9 protein-coding genes and 1 pseudogene are annotated in these 14,328 nt (G+C 69.9%); 4 read left to right on the top strand and 6 right to left on the bottom strand.

Annotated features, from left to right (window positions below; translation table 11 throughout):
- Together AB0J33_RS07525 and AB0J33_RS07520 are read right to left on the bottom strand one after the other, a co-directional pair.
- A complete protein-coding gene (locus tag AB0J33_RS07525; protein WP_363610955.1) occupies nt 1-2,805 on the bottom strand; it encodes a BTAD domain-containing putative transcriptional regulator in 2,805 nt (934 codons plus the stop codon).
- A 286-nt stretch (nt 2,806-3,091) separates the two neighbouring features.
- Nucleotides 3,092-5,392 (bottom strand): M14 family metallopeptidase, encoded by a 2,301-nt coding sequence (locus AB0J33_RS07520; RefSeq protein ID WP_363610953.1) that lies wholly within the window; start codon nt 5,390-5,392, stop codon nt 3,092-3,094.
- 372 nt (nt 5,393-5,764) lie between these two features.
- Between AB0J33_RS07520 and AB0J33_RS07515 the strand changes: the two genes are divergently transcribed.
- The gene (locus tag AB0J33_RS07515; RefSeq protein ID WP_363610951.1) at nt 5,765-6,784 is read left to right on the top strand and encodes a hypothetical protein; all 1,020 of its coding nucleotides are present in this window, start codon (nt 5,765-5,767) and stop codon (nt 6,782-6,784) included.
- A 56-nt stretch (nt 6,785-6,840) separates the two neighbouring features.
- Here AB0J33_RS07515 and AB0J33_RS07510 read toward each other — a convergent pair whose 3' ends face one another.
- Both AB0J33_RS07510 and AB0J33_RS07505 read right to left on the bottom strand, forming a co-directional pair.
- Nucleotides 6,841-7,260 (bottom strand): VOC family protein, encoded by a 420-nt coding sequence (locus AB0J33_RS07510; RefSeq protein WP_363610949.1) that lies wholly within the window; start codon nt 7,258-7,260, stop codon nt 6,841-6,843.
- Nucleotides 7,261-7,354: 94 nt separating this feature from the next.
- Entirely contained in the window at nt 7,355-7,876 is a 522-nt protein-coding gene (locus AB0J33_RS07505) for a glutaredoxin domain-containing protein (RefSeq protein ID WP_363610947.1), read from the bottom strand.
- A gap of 183 nt (nt 7,877-8,059) precedes the next feature.
- Here AB0J33_RS07505 and AB0J33_RS07500 point away from each other — a divergent pair, with 183 nt between their 5' ends.
- From AB0J33_RS07500 to AB0J33_RS07490, 3 genes and pseudogenes are all read left to right on the top strand, one after another.
- Nucleotides 8,060-9,574 (top strand): family 43 glycosylhydrolase, encoded by a 1,515-nt coding sequence (locus tag AB0J33_RS07500; RefSeq protein ID WP_363610945.1) that lies wholly within the window; start codon nt 8,060-8,062, stop codon nt 9,572-9,574.
- Between the two features lie 103 nt (nt 9,575-9,677).
- Nucleotides 9,678-10,202, top strand: a complete 525-nt coding sequence (locus AB0J33_RS07495; protein ID WP_363610943.1) for a hypothetical protein — start codon at nt 9,678-9,680, stop codon at nt 10,200-10,202.
- A gap of 1,492 nt (nt 10,203-11,694) precedes the next feature.
- Nucleotides 11,695-12,132: pseudogene (locus AB0J33_RS07490) on the top strand (RICIN domain-containing protein); the annotation flags it as partial.
- Between the two features lie 85 nt (nt 12,133-12,217).
- On the opposite strand, the gene AB0J33_RS07485 reads toward AB0J33_RS07490, so the two are convergent.
- Both AB0J33_RS07485 and AB0J33_RS07480 read right to left on the bottom strand, forming a co-directional pair.
- Nucleotides 12,218-13,486, bottom strand: a complete 1,269-nt coding sequence (locus AB0J33_RS07485) for a PHB depolymerase family esterase (protein WP_363610942.1) — start codon at nt 13,484-13,486, stop codon at nt 12,218-12,220.
- A gap of 163 nt (nt 13,487-13,649) precedes the next feature.
- Nucleotides 13,650-14,249, bottom strand: a complete 600-nt coding sequence (locus tag AB0J33_RS07480; RefSeq protein WP_363610940.1) for a hypothetical protein — start codon at nt 14,247-14,249, stop codon at nt 13,650-13,652.
- Between the last annotated feature and the right edge of the window lie 79 nt (nt 14,250-14,328).

Below are 14,328 nucleotides of genomic sequence, written 5' to 3'. Positions count from 1 at the left end.
CTACGACGGGTCCGGTCCGTCGGGTGCCGATCCGGCGGCGTTGTCGGAGAGCAGTTCCGAGAGCCGGGCCCGCATCTCGTCGAGGCGGCGGTCGCCGAGGCGCTCAAGAATCGTGACGGCCTCGTGCAGGGCGGCGACGGCGGCCGGGATGTCGCGGCGGGCCGCGGCGACGTCCGAGCAGCCGTGCAGCGCCCATGCCTCCCGCATCCGGTCGCCGCTGCCGCGCGCGAGACCGACAGCCGTGTCGTAGTGGTGGCCGGCCAGGTCGACATCGCCGCGCAGGAGTTGCAGTCGGCCGAGATTGGTGTGGACGCTCGCCGACAACCAGTCGCGGTTGTCGGAGCGCGCGGCGGCCGTCAACGCCGACGTGTAGGCGTCGAGCGCCTCCGGCAGGCGGTCGGCCCGACGATGGAGATAGCCGAGGTTGAGTTCGACCTTGAACAGAAGATCCGGATCGGCCAGCCCGGTCGCGAGCTGCCGCGCCCGCAGCAGCGGCGGGAGCGCTTCGTCGAGAGCCCCGCTGTCGGCCAGCATCGCACCCAGGCTCGCCTCCACGTCGGCCCGGCCCGCGTGGTCGCCGCCCTGCCCGAAGAGCGTGCTCGCGCGCTGATAGGCGGCGCGCGCCTCGGCGCGTTGGAGCAGCAGGCTGTGCGCCACGCCCAGACTCGCGTGCAGCGTGGCCTCGCCGATGCTGCTGCCGGCCAGAGCGGCGGCCCGGATGCCCTGCTCGGTGACGGTGATCCAGGTGTCACGGGGAGCCCGGCGTTGCAGCCACCCCCGGATGTTCGCGGCGAGCGGCCAGACCAGATCGGGATGCGCCCCGCCGAACTGGGCGATCATCGCGATGATGGTGTCCGCCTCCGAGTCGACCCAGGCGACAGCCGCGGCGGTGTCGGCCAGTTCGGGCAGGAAGAGTGGACACGCGTCGGACGCGGTGCTGCGGCCCGCCCCACCCGCTGTCGTGCGGATGTGGCGTTGCGCCAGTTCGGTCGCCTGCGCGTACCAGCGCAGCGCCTGCCGTTCGGCGTCGGCACGCTCGGCCGGGGAGTCGTCGACGTGCCCCTGTTCCCGGGCGAACAGGTGGGTGAGCTGGTGAAGGCTGATTCGGTGGTCCGCGTCGAGGGTGACGAGGTTGGCTGCGGCGAGCCGCCCGATCAGGTCGGTCAGGACGGTGCCGGAGGAGATGCCGGCGAGTGCGGCGGCGGCACCGGGTGCGACGGCGCGCGCCGCCAACAGCCCGAGGCGCCGCAGCAGCAGGCGTTCCGGTGCGGCCAGCCGCCGGTACGACACCGCGATCACGGCGGAGACGTTCACGTCGCCGTCCGTGGTGGTCAGCCGGGCGAGTCGGGTGCGCTCGTCGTGCAGGGCGTCGACCAGGACGTCCGGACTGGTCCCCAGGCGCAGGTGTGCTCCCACGATCCGGATGGCCAGCGGCATCCCGTGACACAGATCCACCAGGGCGCGCAGGGCGTCGGTCGCAGGCCCGGACATCCCGGCGACGGCCCGCAGCAGGCGGGTGGCCGGCTCGACGCCCAGCGGCCTGAGCACCAGCAGTTGGGTGCCGTCGCGGGCCACGAGACCGTCCAGGCGGCTACGGCTGATGATCACCAGGAGGCTGCCGCCGCTGCCGGGGATGAACGGCCGGGCCTGCTGGGCGCTGCCCACGTTGTCCAGGACCATCAGCACCGCACGGCTGGAGAGCAGCGAGCGCAGTCGCGCGGCGCGCGCCTCGACCTGTCGTGGCACGTCGTCGGGCGCGACGCCGAGATCCACGAGGGCCCGGGCCAGGGTCACCGACACCGGAGCGTCGTTGTCGAGATCGAGAAACAGCTGCCCGTCGGGAAAGCTCTGCCGGTGTTGGTGGGCCCACTGGGTGACCAGCGCCGTCTTACCCATGCCACCGGAACCCGTGACGACCACCGAGCCGCTGACTCGCCGACCGTCTCCCGGATCCGCGTTCACCGCGTCGAGCGCCGCGAGTTCGTCGTGGCGACCGACGAAGTTGCTGGGTGGGGCGGGCAACTGCGCCGGCCGGACGGTGACCGGAGCGGCGGTCGGCGCCGCCGCTGGCTCGGGCCCACGCAGGATTGCGGTGTACAGCTGCTGCAGGCGACTGCCGGGGTCCGTACCAAGCTCGTCGGCGAGCAGGCGCCTGGTCCGCTCGTAGACGGCCAGCGCCTCCGCCCGACGGTCACTGCGCACGAGCGCCAGCATCAGTTGCGCCTGAAGGCGCTCACGCAGCGTGTTCGCCGACGCCACCGTCGACAGCTCGGCGCAGAGTTCGCGGTGCAGCCCGAGGCTGAGTTCGATGTCGACGCAGCTCTCGTACGCGGTCAGGCGTCGCTCGCCCAGCTGGCCGGCCGCGCCTCTCACCAGATCGGTGTCGGCGGCGCCCTGGTAGGCGTCGGTCGCCCGCCACAGCCGCAGCGCAGCCCGGTAACCCTCGCGTGCCTCGGTGAGCCGACCGCGCGCCTCGTCGCGACCAGCGGCGTCGACCAGCGCGACGAACTCGTCGGCGTCGAACTGGTGCCCGTCCAGCACGATCCGGTAGCCACCGGCCGTACGGGTGATCGACGCGGTGCCCAGGTTACGGCGGAGATGGTGCACGAGCACCCGTAGTGCCACCCGCTTGCTGTCGCTGGGATCGTGACCCCACAGGGCCTCCCGCAACGTGCCGTCGGTGACGGTCTGTCCGCCGGCCGCGAGGAGGCAGGCCAGCACCACCTCGTGTTGGCGTCTGCCGGCCGGAACCACCGCTCCGGACGCGTCGACGGCTCGCAGTGGCCCCAGGACTTCGAACCGCATGATCCCTTTCCCTGAGCGCGATCGGTCTCGACGGCGGTCGCGCGCGGCCGTCGGTCGTCCAACAGCCAACCAACATCCTCCTGCGAGACTGCCGGCACGGCGATCGACCAATCAGATGGAGGTGGGTCAGGAAACCCATTCGTGCCAAACGGGGATACGCGACCGCCACGAGCGAGGCGCACCGCGGTGCGCTCGGGGTCGCGTGTGGCACGACCTGGGCCAGCAGCGACGAATGCCCCGCCGGCGCGGATGACCGCACCGACGGGGCAACGTCACCGGGTCGGCGCTACCTCTCGGCGATCCTGATCGTCGCCGTACGGTAGTTGTCGCGCCTGTCGTTCTTCGTCGGGTCGTAGTTCTTCTCGATGTTGCCGGCGCTGTCGACCGAGAACCAGTGGAACGTCGTCGTCTCGGTCACGTGGAACACCTGCCCCGGCTCCCGGAACTCGGTCGCCGCGTAGCGGGGCGAGTCGAGGGTGGGCCGGCTGCCGTCCGTCGTGTAGTAGATGGTGGCCGGCTCGCTCGTCTCGAAGCGCACGTCGACCGGTTCGGAGTAGCGTCCCGCCCCGGGGATGAGCCGGGACGTCGGCTTCTTGTTGTCCCTGCCCCAGTCCGCCGCGACCCGGAACATCTCCATGATCCCGTTGGCGTACTCCATCGTCTCGGCGTGGCCGCTGACGAGGTCGGGGTTGCCCACCCACTCCGGTTGGAACGAGCCGCCCTGCCAGTCGCCGGTGGCCGGGTTGTAGACGGAGCCGCCGACCTCCCAGCCGAACGCGTAGATCCCGTAGGTGTGGTAAAGGTCCTCCCGCACGTTGCCCGCCGAGGAGTAGAGGACATCCGACGACCCGCCGACGTTCTCCGGCGTGACGACGGTCTGCCGGTGCGCCTTGACCTGCGACAGGATCCGGGCCGCCGACTGCCAGTAGAACGCCTCGTCACCCAACGGCGGGCGCGGCGTGGTGATCCGGCCGTCCGCGATGTAGGCGCCGGGCTGCCAGAAGAGCTGGCCGCCGTTGGAGTGCACCGACATCATGAACTTGATGTTCTTGTACTTCTCGACCAGCCAGATGATGTTCTTCGACTCGGGCTCGGACAGCTCCTCCGGCCCCTGGTAGGTGTCGCTGACGCAGCTGGTCGACGCACCCGCGTAGCCGTCGTGCCCCGACCCGACCCGGTAGTTCCGGTTGAGGTCGACGCCCCAGGAGTTACGTCGACCCGGGTCGGCGTTCGCGTCGGGGCAGTGGTTGGTCATGTTCCGGCGCTGGGAGGCGAAGTTGTAGAAGCTGTAGTTCGCCCCGTCCGGGTTGTTCGACAGGATGAAGAAGACGTCGGTGTTCTCGACGATCTTCTTCGTCTCCCGATCGGACCGGTAGTTGTGCACCAGACGTTCGGCGGACTCCAGGCTCGTCGTCGCCGGCACCCACTCCCGGGCGTGGTCCTGCGCCTGGATCAGCACGCCGGGCTTCTTACCGTCGCGGTGCTTGCCGATCCGCAGGACCGGGATCGTGGCCGGGCCGCGCGGCACCTCGCCCGCCGGCGCGCCCACGCGCTTCTGGTCGAGGAAGTCGGTCAGCGCGACCGGGGCACCCGTCGGCGCGACGATCCCGGTGCCCTCGTTGGCACGGTACGGGTGCGCCCGGTCGATGAGGCCCGCCGAGCGGGTCCGCAGCGCCTCGGCCACCTCGACGGCCGTGCTCGCCGGCGCACCGGACGCATCCGTGGCGAGCAGTACGCGGACCGCCTTGCCCACGACCTCCACCCCGAGCGGGAGGTTCGGATCCGGCCGGTCCACGAAGTCCACCGTGATGTCGTTGCCGCCCTCGTGACCCCAGGCCGCCGAGCTGACCACGACCGCGGCCTGCCCGGTCCCGCCGATCTGGGCCTGCGCCTTGCGCTGGTACCCGTTCGTCTGGTTGGGCAGGTAGACGATCTCGGCGATGTCCGGGTACTGGCGGGCGATCTCCTTGGCGCGACTGTAGAGCTGCTGCGGGTGCCGGTAGCCGTCCACGAAGTCCGACTTGTAGGACGGATTCGCCGTCAGCGGCGGCGGGGCGTCCTCCAGCCAGTTGGAGACCACACCGGTGGTGACGCCACCGGTGGAACTGGTCACCCGGATCTTGTCGGGGCGTGCGTCGAGCTTGAACAGGTTCCGGTGGAACATGTACTGCCCGGAGTCGACGAACCGGCTCATCGTCCGCGCGAAGCCGAACGGCGTGCCCTTGCCGGAGTCGTTCTCCACCTGCATCCCGACGACCGGATCCGCCTGCTGACCCTCGGTGGTGCGCGCCTCGACGTAGAGGAAGCCCTGACCCTTGGTGGTGAACCAGTCGGCGCGGACGACGCGTACCGTCGCCTCGTGGTTCGACGGCTGAACCGCCCGCGCGCCGGCGGTCCCGACGCCGATGCCGCCGTCCGCCTCGTCGCTCCAGGCGAAGCCGGCACCGTCACCGAGCACCTCGACGCCCATCGCGGTGAGTTCAGCGGTCTGCTCGGGGGTGACCACGGCCTCGCCCTCGATGCCGTTCGGTACGCGCCGCAGGCCATGTTCGAGGTCGAAGCCGGCGGCGGCAACCTTGTCGAGCATGTCGGCGCCGGTCAGCCTGATGTGAACGAGACGTACCTGATCCCCAGGCTGGGATCGGCTGGCGGCGGCTGACGGTCCCGTGGGTTCCGCGCCCGCAGGGCCGGTCGTCACGAGGATGCTACCCACCAGGGTGGACAGGGCGAAAAGCGCGATGCGCCGTGGTGTACGCCGCATTCCCCCTCCTTCTGCTTACGACGGGTGATTGCCGGCGGACCGGGTCCGGTGAGCGTATGTGCGTTCGCGCCTGGAGTGGCTCGCGTCGATCGAATTTGAGCATTCCTTGAGGCGACAGCCGGCCTGTCCCCCGGTAGAGGGAGCGCATCCCCTGCTGTCGGGGAGGAAGGTCGGTGGGCGACCCGTGATCGTTGGTCCATGACTGTCGTGGAAAAGCCGACCCGCACCAGAGCGTGGGCGCTGGCGTGCGTCGTGTTCGTCGTCGGCGCGGTGGCTCAGCGTCTCTACTGGATCGCCGGTGGCCGGTGGGGCTACACCGCCTGCGACCGCACCGATCTGGTCGATCCGACGGGCGGTTGCGGTGCGGACCAGGTCGTGCACGTGCCCTTCTGGTCGGGGTGGGGGGCGGTCGGAGTCGGTGTCGCCCTCGCGGCGGTGCTCGCGGGCGCGGTCCGGTCTCCGGGACGCTCGGCGACCGCCGGCAGTTGGGCTGCGGCCGGGCTGCTCCTGGTGGTCGCGTTCCCGCTGCACCTGATCTTCGAGGTCCCGGCGGCGTTGGCGGGACGACCCTCGGACTGGCGTGACCTCGGCGCCCGGCTCGCGCTGGTGGCCGGTGGCGTCCTGTTCGCCGGGCTCGCGAACGCATCCGGGCCCCGGCACCGGCCGGTGGCCGTCGGCTATCGGCCGGTGCCGCAATGGACGCGCCGCTGGGCGTACGTCGCCGTTGCGCTGCCCGTGGTCGGCTGGGCGGTGCCCCACGGGCTGTGGGTGCTCGGCGTTCCGATCGGCATCTCCGAGCGAGAACTGGATGACATCCAGAGGAATCTCTCCACGCCGGTGGGGGTGGCGATCACGCTCGTCCCGCCGCTCGCCGGCCTGCTCGTCCTCGGGCTGGTACAGCGTTGGGGGCAACGGTTCCCCCGCTGGGTGCCGGGGCTGCACGGTCGACAGGTTCCCCGACGGCTGGCGGTGATCCCGGCCGCCGTGGTGGCGCTCACGCTTGTCAGCTACGGCGTGCTGAGCATCGCGGTACTCGTCGGCGACCTGATCGCGGGGCGGTCGCGCTGGTCCGACGTGTGGGACGGATGGGCGGTCACCGCCACGCTGCTGGTGTTCCTCTGTTGGGGAGTGTCGATGGCCGTCACCACCGCCGGCTACGCCCTCGCCACCTCGGCCGCCGCCGCCAGGCCCGGCCTCTCACGATCGGAGCGTTCATGAGCCCCACCGATTTCGAGCACGGCAGGATCGGTGCCCCGCCGGTCTGGGCGGTCTGATCAGAGCCCCTGGCCCACCTCGACCAGGTATCCGTCGGGGTCGCGCAGGTAGCAGCGGATCTCCGTGCCGTGGTCCTTCGGCTCGGTGAGAAAGTCCGCGCCTCGGGACTTCCACTCCTCGTGGAGTTTCCGAACGTCACGGACCCGGAGGTTCATCGCGCAGCTCAGGGTGTTGGAGTCGGTCGGCGCCTTGGCCTGCACGGTCGGCTTGTCGTCCGTCGGACCGCCCTCGACGTTGATGATGATGTAGCTGTTGAAGAATTTCATGATCAGTGGGCTGCTCTCGTGGACGCAGGTCGCCCCGAACACCCGCTCGTAGTACTCCCGGGACCGCGCCAGATCGCGAACGATCAGCAGGGTTGCGAGGAACATGCCGTCCTCGGGCGCGAAGTAGTCGGGTGCCGGGTTGGCCAGCGCCATCACGGTCCTCCTGTCGTCAGCCGTACAGCGCGACAAAGTCGGACGTCGGTATCCCCAGGGAAGGATGGCGAAAACGCCACCGCGACGGGTGTGGTCAGAGCGAGCGCAGCTGCTCGCGGAACCAGGCCCGGTCGGGGTTCACGACGGCCTGATCTCCGAGCACGACGGTCGGCACGGTCTCGTTGCCGCCGGCTATCCCCCGCACGGCGGCAGCGGCTGCCGGATCCTTCCAGATGTCCACCCAGTGCGCCCGCCGGGCGAGCCGGCCGAGAGAGAACCGGAGTTGGAGGCAGTAGCGACAGCCGGGCCGCCAATACACGATCGGCCGGCCGTCCGCCGCGCTGGCTCGCCGCGCTTCCGCGGCACCCACCGAGCGGGGAAAGGCCCACGGCGACAGCAGCAGCGCCAGCAGCAGGAAGACCAACAACTCGACGCCGCCGACGGCGGGCAGGCCGGCGGCCAGTTGGGCCACCGCCACCAGCACTCCACACGCTGCCATCAGGGTCGCCAGAATCCACCGCCGCAGCACGCCGAGGACACTACCTCCCGGTACGCGGAGCGCCCCGCCCAGCTCGCGCAGGAGGCCCGGCGCCGCTGTTCGCACCTTGACAGGCATCAATGTTAACGCCAACATGAACTCCGCCACCTGGACGCGACACCACCGTCACATTTGCCAGCCCCTGGCGCTCATTCCCGGCCCAGCCCGACGCCACCGAGCAGCGCCGACCGGATCGGCTGCGGCGTCGCGACGGTGTTGCCCGTGTTGGTCAATGGCCGTTTCCAACCATGTGGAGGACAGATGTCGCTGCCACCGCGTCGCACCGACCCGGTCACCGGCCGAGCCGCCCACCGGGGGCCCGCCGGCCACGGTGGCCCCCGACATCTGCGGTCGGTGCTGGCCGCCGTGGTGGTGCTGATCGCCGTGGCCGCCGCCCTACCGGTGGCCGGGCCGGCGCACGCGGCACCGGCCGTCAACTACACCAACCCGTTGGTGAACCAGCGGGCCGACCCGCACATCTTCCGGCACACCGACGGCTACTACTACCTGACCGCGACCGTGCCGCAGTACGACCGGATCGTGCTGCGACGGGCGACCACCCTCCAGGGGTTGGCGACGGCGGCCGAGACGACCATCTGGAACCGTCACACGAGCGGAGAGATGGGCGCCCACATCTGGGCGCCGGAGATCCACTTCATCAACAACCGGTGGTACGTCTACTTCGCCGCCGGCCGGACCGACGACGTGTGGCGGATCCGGATGTACGTGCTGGAGAACGCCAGCGCCAGTCCGCTGACCGGTTCGTGGACCGAACGCGGCCGGATCACCACACCCTGGGACACCTTCAGTCTGGACGCCTCGACCTTCGTCGCGAACGGGGTGCGCTATCTGACCTGGGCGCAGCAGGAGCCGGGAATCTCCAACAACTCGAACGTGTACCTCGCCCGGATGGGCGCCAACCCGTGGCAGATCACCGGCACGGTGACCCGGCTCGTCGTGCCGACGTACGACTGGGAGACCCGCGGCTACCGGGTCGCCGAGGGACCGGCGGTGGTCCAACGCAACGGCCGGATCTTCCTGACCTACTCGGCCAGCGCCACCGACGCCAACTACTGCCTCGGGATGCTGAGCGCCTCGGCCAGCGCGAACCTGCTCGACGCCGCCTCCTGGAGCAAGAGCCCCAGCCCGGTGTTCGCCAGCAACGCGGCCACCGGTCAGTACGGGCCGGGCCACAACTCGTTCACTGTCTCGGAGGACGGGCAGAGCGACATCCTCGTCTACCACGACCGGAACTACCGCGACATCAGCGGCGACCCGCTCAACGACCCGAACCGACGCACCCGGCTGCAGAAGGTGTACTGGAACGCCGACGGCACCCCGAACTTCGGCATCCCGGTGCCCGACGGGGTCACACCGGTCCGGCTGCGGTCACATGATCAGGCCAGCAGCTACATCCGGCACTACGACTACCGGGCCCGAATGGAGCCGAACGTGACCAACCTGGCCGACTCCCAGTTCCGCATCGTCACCGGCCTCGCCGGCGGCGGATCGGTGTCGCTGGAGTCGACCAACTTTCCCGGGTACTACCTGCGCCACCGGGGCTTCGCCCTGTACGTGGAGAAGAGCGACGGCTCGGCGCTGTTCGGCGCCGATGCGAGCTTCCGTCGTCAGTCCGGCCTGGCCGACAGCGCCGGAGTCTCCCTGGAGTCGCAGAACTTCCCGGGCCGATACGTCCGTCACCGTGACGGACTGCTCTACGTGGAGGCGGTCAGTTCGAGCGCCGACCGCGCCTCGGCCACCTTCCACCTGGAGTAGCGCCCAGCGGGTCGATGTGCCCGCGAAGGTCACCCCGGGGGTCAGGGTGATGCCCCGGGCCCCCGGGTTTCGCCGGCCGGCGCTTGCGGGTAGCGGTTGGCCCATGAATCGCAATCTCGTCAAGGCGCTGCAGGTCGCGTGGGGGCTGCCGGAGTTCCGCGCGGGCGTACGGCACCTCGTCGATCTCGAGGAGGTCGCCGGGCTGCTGGCCACGTTGTCCCTCCCGGACCACGATCACGAGGTGGAGCGCAGCCTGCTCAACCTGCTGCGGTCCGCACTGGACACGGTCGAGATCCGGGAAGCGGTGTTGCTGCTGCTGGAGCAGGACGAGGTACGCAAGCCGCTCGTCGCGGCGGCGGTGGAGCCGCTTGCCGATCGGCCGGGGCAGGCTGCCGCCATCGCCTCGGCGGCCGAGGATCCTGCGGTGCGCCGCGAGCTGCGGGCGGTGCTGGCCAACGCCACGGTACGGGAGCTGATCTGGCAGGCGATCGAGAACCAGATGAGCGACAACCGGTTCGGGCTGATCCGCCGGGCAGCCGTGCTGCTCGTCTGGCATCCGGGCGTCCGGCGTCTCGCGTGGGCCCTGCGCCGACACGGCGTGTTCCGGGAACTACGCCGCAAGAACTGATCCACGTCAGTCGATGCGGCAGACGTGGCGCGCCCCTTGTCTGTTAGCGTTAACAGTCACGACGGTCGATCGGAGCCCGAAGCGATCGTCAGCTATACGGCCAATCACGTGCCAGCGCAGCAGACCGGTGCCGACCGGGCCGACGGGACCGAGAAGGCGCGAACCACCACCACCTGCAAGGAGACGAGACATGACGCACGATCACCAGGAGCCGGTGCGCGGCGAACGAAGACTGCTGAGCCGACGAACCGTCCTGACCACCATCGGGGCCGTGCCGGTCGCGGCGACCGCGACCCTCGCGGGAGCCACGGCGGCCGCGGCCGCACCGGCGAACATCAACCCGTCCGCACCGCGGCAGACCATCCGGGGCTTCGGCGCCATGGCCCATGCCGCCTGGATCGGCGACCTGACCGCAGCCCAGCGGGACACCGCCTTCGGCACCGGCGAGGGCCGGCTGGGGTTCTCCCTGCTGCGGATCCCCGTCAACGAGAACCAGGCGGACTGGAGCCGGGATCTGGCGACGGCGCAGCGCGCGGTCGCGCTCGGCGCCACCGTCTTCGCGTCGCCGTGGAATCCCCCGGCCAGCATGGTCGAGACCTTCACCCGCGGCAGCCAGACCAATGCCAGGCGTCTGAGGTACAGCTCCTACGCGGCCTACGCCACACACCTGAACGACTTCACCGCGTACCTGCGCGCCAACGGGGTGAACCTGTACGGCATCTCGGTGCAGAACGAACCGGACTACGCGGCGGAATGGACGTGGTGGACGTCTGCGGAGATGCTCCGGTTCCTGCGGGAGAACGCCGGCGCGATCAGCACCAGGGTCATCGCGCCGGAGTCCTTCCAGTACGTGAAGTCCGTGTCGGACCCGATCCTCAACGACTCCACGGCGCTCGCCAACGTGGACATCATCGGTGCCCACCTCTACGGCACCTCGTACGCGAACTTCCCCTATCCCCTGTTCAAGCAAAAGGGCGCGGGCAAGGAACTCTGGATGACCGAGGTCTACTACCCGAACAGCAACACGAATTCGGGCGACGCCTGGCCCGAGGCGCTCGACGTGGGCGAACACATCCACCGCGCCATGGTCGACGCCGAGTTCCAGGCATACGTCTGGTGGTACCTGCGGCGCAGCTACGGCCCCATGCGGGAGGACGGCCAGATCAGCAAGCGCGGCGCCATGATGGCGCACTTCGCCAGGTTCGTCCGCCCCGGATACGTGCGGATCGACGCCACGGCGAACCCGGCGTCGAACGTCTACGTCTCGGCGTACCGGGGCGGCGACACCGTGGTGATCGTCGCCGTCAACAAGAACACCTCGTCGGTGAGCCAGCAGTTCACCCTGTCGAACGCCACCGCGTCCGGCAGTGTCGCCAACTGGCTGACCGACGCGAGCAGGACCGTCGCGCCGCAGGGCGCGCTGAGCATGTCGAACGGTTCGCTCACCGTCACGCTGCCCGCCCGAAGCGTGATGACCTTCGTGACCAGCGTGAGCGGCACCAACCCCGGAAACACGTACAAGTTGACCAACGTCGACACCGGCCTGGTTCTCGGCGTACAGAACATGTCCACCGCCGATGGCGGTCTGGCTGTGGTGTGGGGTGACAGCGGCACCGCCGACCACAACTGGGTCAGGGTCACCGACGGCGACGGGTTCCGGTTCCGCAACGTCAACAGTGGCAAGGTCCTCGGCGTCGAGAACATGTCGACCGCCGACAACGCCCGCGTCCTGCAGTGGAGCGACAACGGCACCGCCGACCACCGCTGGACACTGGTGGCCAACAGCGACGGCTCCTACCGGATCCGTAACGTCAACAGCGGCAAGGTGCTGGCCATCCTCAACGGCTCCAGCACCTGGGGCGCCCAGGCCGTCCAGTACGCCGACAACGGCAGCACCAGGAACAACTGGCGCCTGGTCCAGGTCAGCTGACCGTCCACGACGACGCTCCGGGTCGGCCCTTCACGGCCGGCCCGGAGCCCCGCTCCCGCCTCGATGCCCCCGAGACCGCCGCCGGTCACCGACGACGGCGGCGGGCCATCCACTGCCAGATGTGGGTGCCGTTGACGCTCGGGTCGTTGCGGGCCACGTAGATCCAGGACCAGTGGCCGGGGAACTGGTAGCCGTTCCAGACGACATGGTCGTACAGGGTGATCAGCGATCCGGGGATGAGGTCGTGGGCGTGGATCGTGTTGGCCGCGGGTGGCACGGTGTCGTCGTCGCGCGAGGTGACCAGCCAGGTCGGGGTGTGGATGCCCGCCAGCTCCGCGTCGGTGATCAGCGGCGGGCCCTCCCCGCCGAGCGGTTCGACGACGCCGCAGATCGGCACCGACGCGGCGAACAGGTCGGGATAGGCGACGGTCATCTCCAGGGACATGTAGCCGCCGTTGCTGCAACCGACCACATAGATGCGATCGGGGTCGACACGCTTGCGGCGTACCAGGTCCTGGACGATCTCGCGGATCAGCGGGACGAACCGGGGACCGTCCTCCATCCAGTAGGACGTGCTCTGCGGGGCGACAACGTACGCGCCGGAGAAGATCCGTTGAGCCTGCGGGGTGGCGAAACCGAGCGCGCCCCGGTTGGCGCGCAGTGTGGTCTCGTTGTCGTAGTAGTCGTCGGGCAGGGAGGCGCCCTCGCCGCCGCCGTGCAGCCAGACGACCAACGGTCGCCGCCCGTGCCGGGGTGAGTGGTCGGGAGAGTACAGCCGGTACTTCAGCCCGGAGCCCGAGACGTGGTGGCTGAAGGCGTCCACCTCGGGGTTCGACAGCCGCCCCTGCACGAAGCGCGTGATGGTGAGCGGCGAGCCGTGGCGTCGGGCGAGCGGGGTGTTCTGGGTGATGGTGTAGACGAGGTCCAGCCGGACGTTGCGGCCCCTGCTCAGGATGTAGCCGAGGGTGCCACCACCGAGTTGGCCTTCGGCGTGGTCCAGCTCCAGCACGATGTTCCCGTGCCGGTCGAGCCGGGCCGCGGTCACCGTGCGGTCCAGGTCGTACTCGCTGAAGATCAGGTCGCCGGGCGCGATCGGGATCGGGCTGGTGGCCTTGGCATGCACGGTGAAGGCGCCGGGGGTGAGCCCGGCGGGGTCGATCGGCCCGAGCCGACCGGTGTCGAGGGTGACCGAGGTGACCTGCTCGCCGCCGTCGAGCGTTCTGGCGTCGAGGGTGAAACTCACGCTGGTCGGATGGTGACCTCCGGCGTGGGCGGCCGGGCCGGGCAGGGCCAGGCCGATCGCGGCGCCAGCCCCACCGGCCAGCACGGTGCGACGAGTGACAGACGTGGACATGCGGCCCCCGTAACCCTGCGAAGTAGACAGTCGTCTATGGGACCTCAACGTAACGCCGTGGAGATCCGCTGGCAACCGATGCCGCCATGGGTGATCAGGGCGCCCACGAGCCATCGGGGAGACGCCCTGATCAGTCACGGGAGGAGCGACGCCACGCGCACCGTCAGCTCAGCCGCTGGAACACGGAGAACGGGTAGACCCAGGCGGGGTTGAAGATGAGGCCCAGCCGGTGCAGGTACCGCTGGCAGGTGCTCGGCTGCGCGGGGTCGGTGCAGAAGGTCAGCCACAGCTCGGAGTACCCGTCCTTCTCGGTCGGGCTGAGGTGGACGATCTCGTCGCGCACCACGAACTGCATCGAGGTCAGTCGGGGGTCCTGCACGTCGTTGGGGAAGGAGAGGGACGTGTCCAGGCCGTACAGCACGATCTCGTTGGCGAACAGACAGACGCTCGCCTGGAAGTACATCTCGTAGATGGTGGTGTAGGTAGCGGTCTCGTAGACCTGTTCGGAGACCTCCTCGCGATAGCAGGGGGTGCCCGGCGGGAACGCGGGCGGCGTGGGCACCGGGATCGCGTTGGTCGTGATGTCACCGGTGGTGCGGGCCGAGCTGCGCGACGACGTCGCGCGCAGGACGCCGTCGGCGCAGGACGCCTTCGTCGTGCAGATGGCCGCGTCGGGCGCCGCCGACGCGGCCGCCGCCGGGACGGTGAGCGTCGCCGCGAGCACGGTCAGGGCCAGGACCAGAGGCTTGAGATGTACGGACACATGACCTCCATCGGGAATCGATCAGTGCGCTCTGCACCCGAGCAGGATCGCCGACCGGTCGGATCTCTGGCCGGGATTC

The sequence above is a fragment of the Micromonospora sp. NPDC049645 genome, assembly GCF_040675155.1.
Lineage (GTDB): Bacteria > Actinomycetota > Actinomycetes > Mycobacteriales > Micromonosporaceae > Micromonospora.
This window is presented reverse-complemented; position numbering and strand designations above follow the sequence as displayed.

Excerpts from the sequence above, each read along its gene's own strand:
- AB0J33_RS07495 (WP_363610943.1), top strand. The coding sequence starts at position 9,678 with ATGAATCGCAATCTCGTCAAGGCGCTGCAGGTCGCGTGGGGGCTGCCG.
- AB0J33_RS07525 (WP_363610955.1), bottom strand. The coding sequence starts at position 2,805 with ATGCGGTTCGAAGTCCTGGGGCCACTGCGAGCCGTCGACGCGTCCGGA.
- AB0J33_RS07520 (WP_363610953.1), bottom strand. The coding sequence starts at position 5,392 with ATGCTCGACAAGGTTGCCGCCGCCGGCTTCGACCTCGAACATGGCCTG.
- AB0J33_RS07510 (WP_363610949.1), bottom strand. The coding sequence starts at position 7,260 with ATGGCGCTGGCCAACCCGGCACCCGACTACTTCGCGCCCGAGGACGGC.
- AB0J33_RS07485 (WP_363610942.1), bottom strand. The coding sequence starts at position 13,486 with ATGTCCACGTCTGTCACTCGTCGCACCGTGCTGGCCGGTGGGGCTGGC.
- AB0J33_RS07505 (WP_363610947.1), bottom strand. The coding sequence starts at position 7,876 with ATGCCTGTCAAGGTGCGAACAGCGGCGCCGGGCCTCCTGCGCGAGCTG.
- AB0J33_RS07515 (WP_363610951.1), top strand. The coding sequence starts at position 5,765 with ATGACTGTCGTGGAAAAGCCGACCCGCACCAGAGCGTGGGCGCTGGCG.
- AB0J33_RS07500 (WP_363610945.1), top strand. The coding sequence starts at position 8,060 with ATGTCGCTGCCACCGCGTCGCACCGACCCGGTCACCGGCCGAGCCGCC.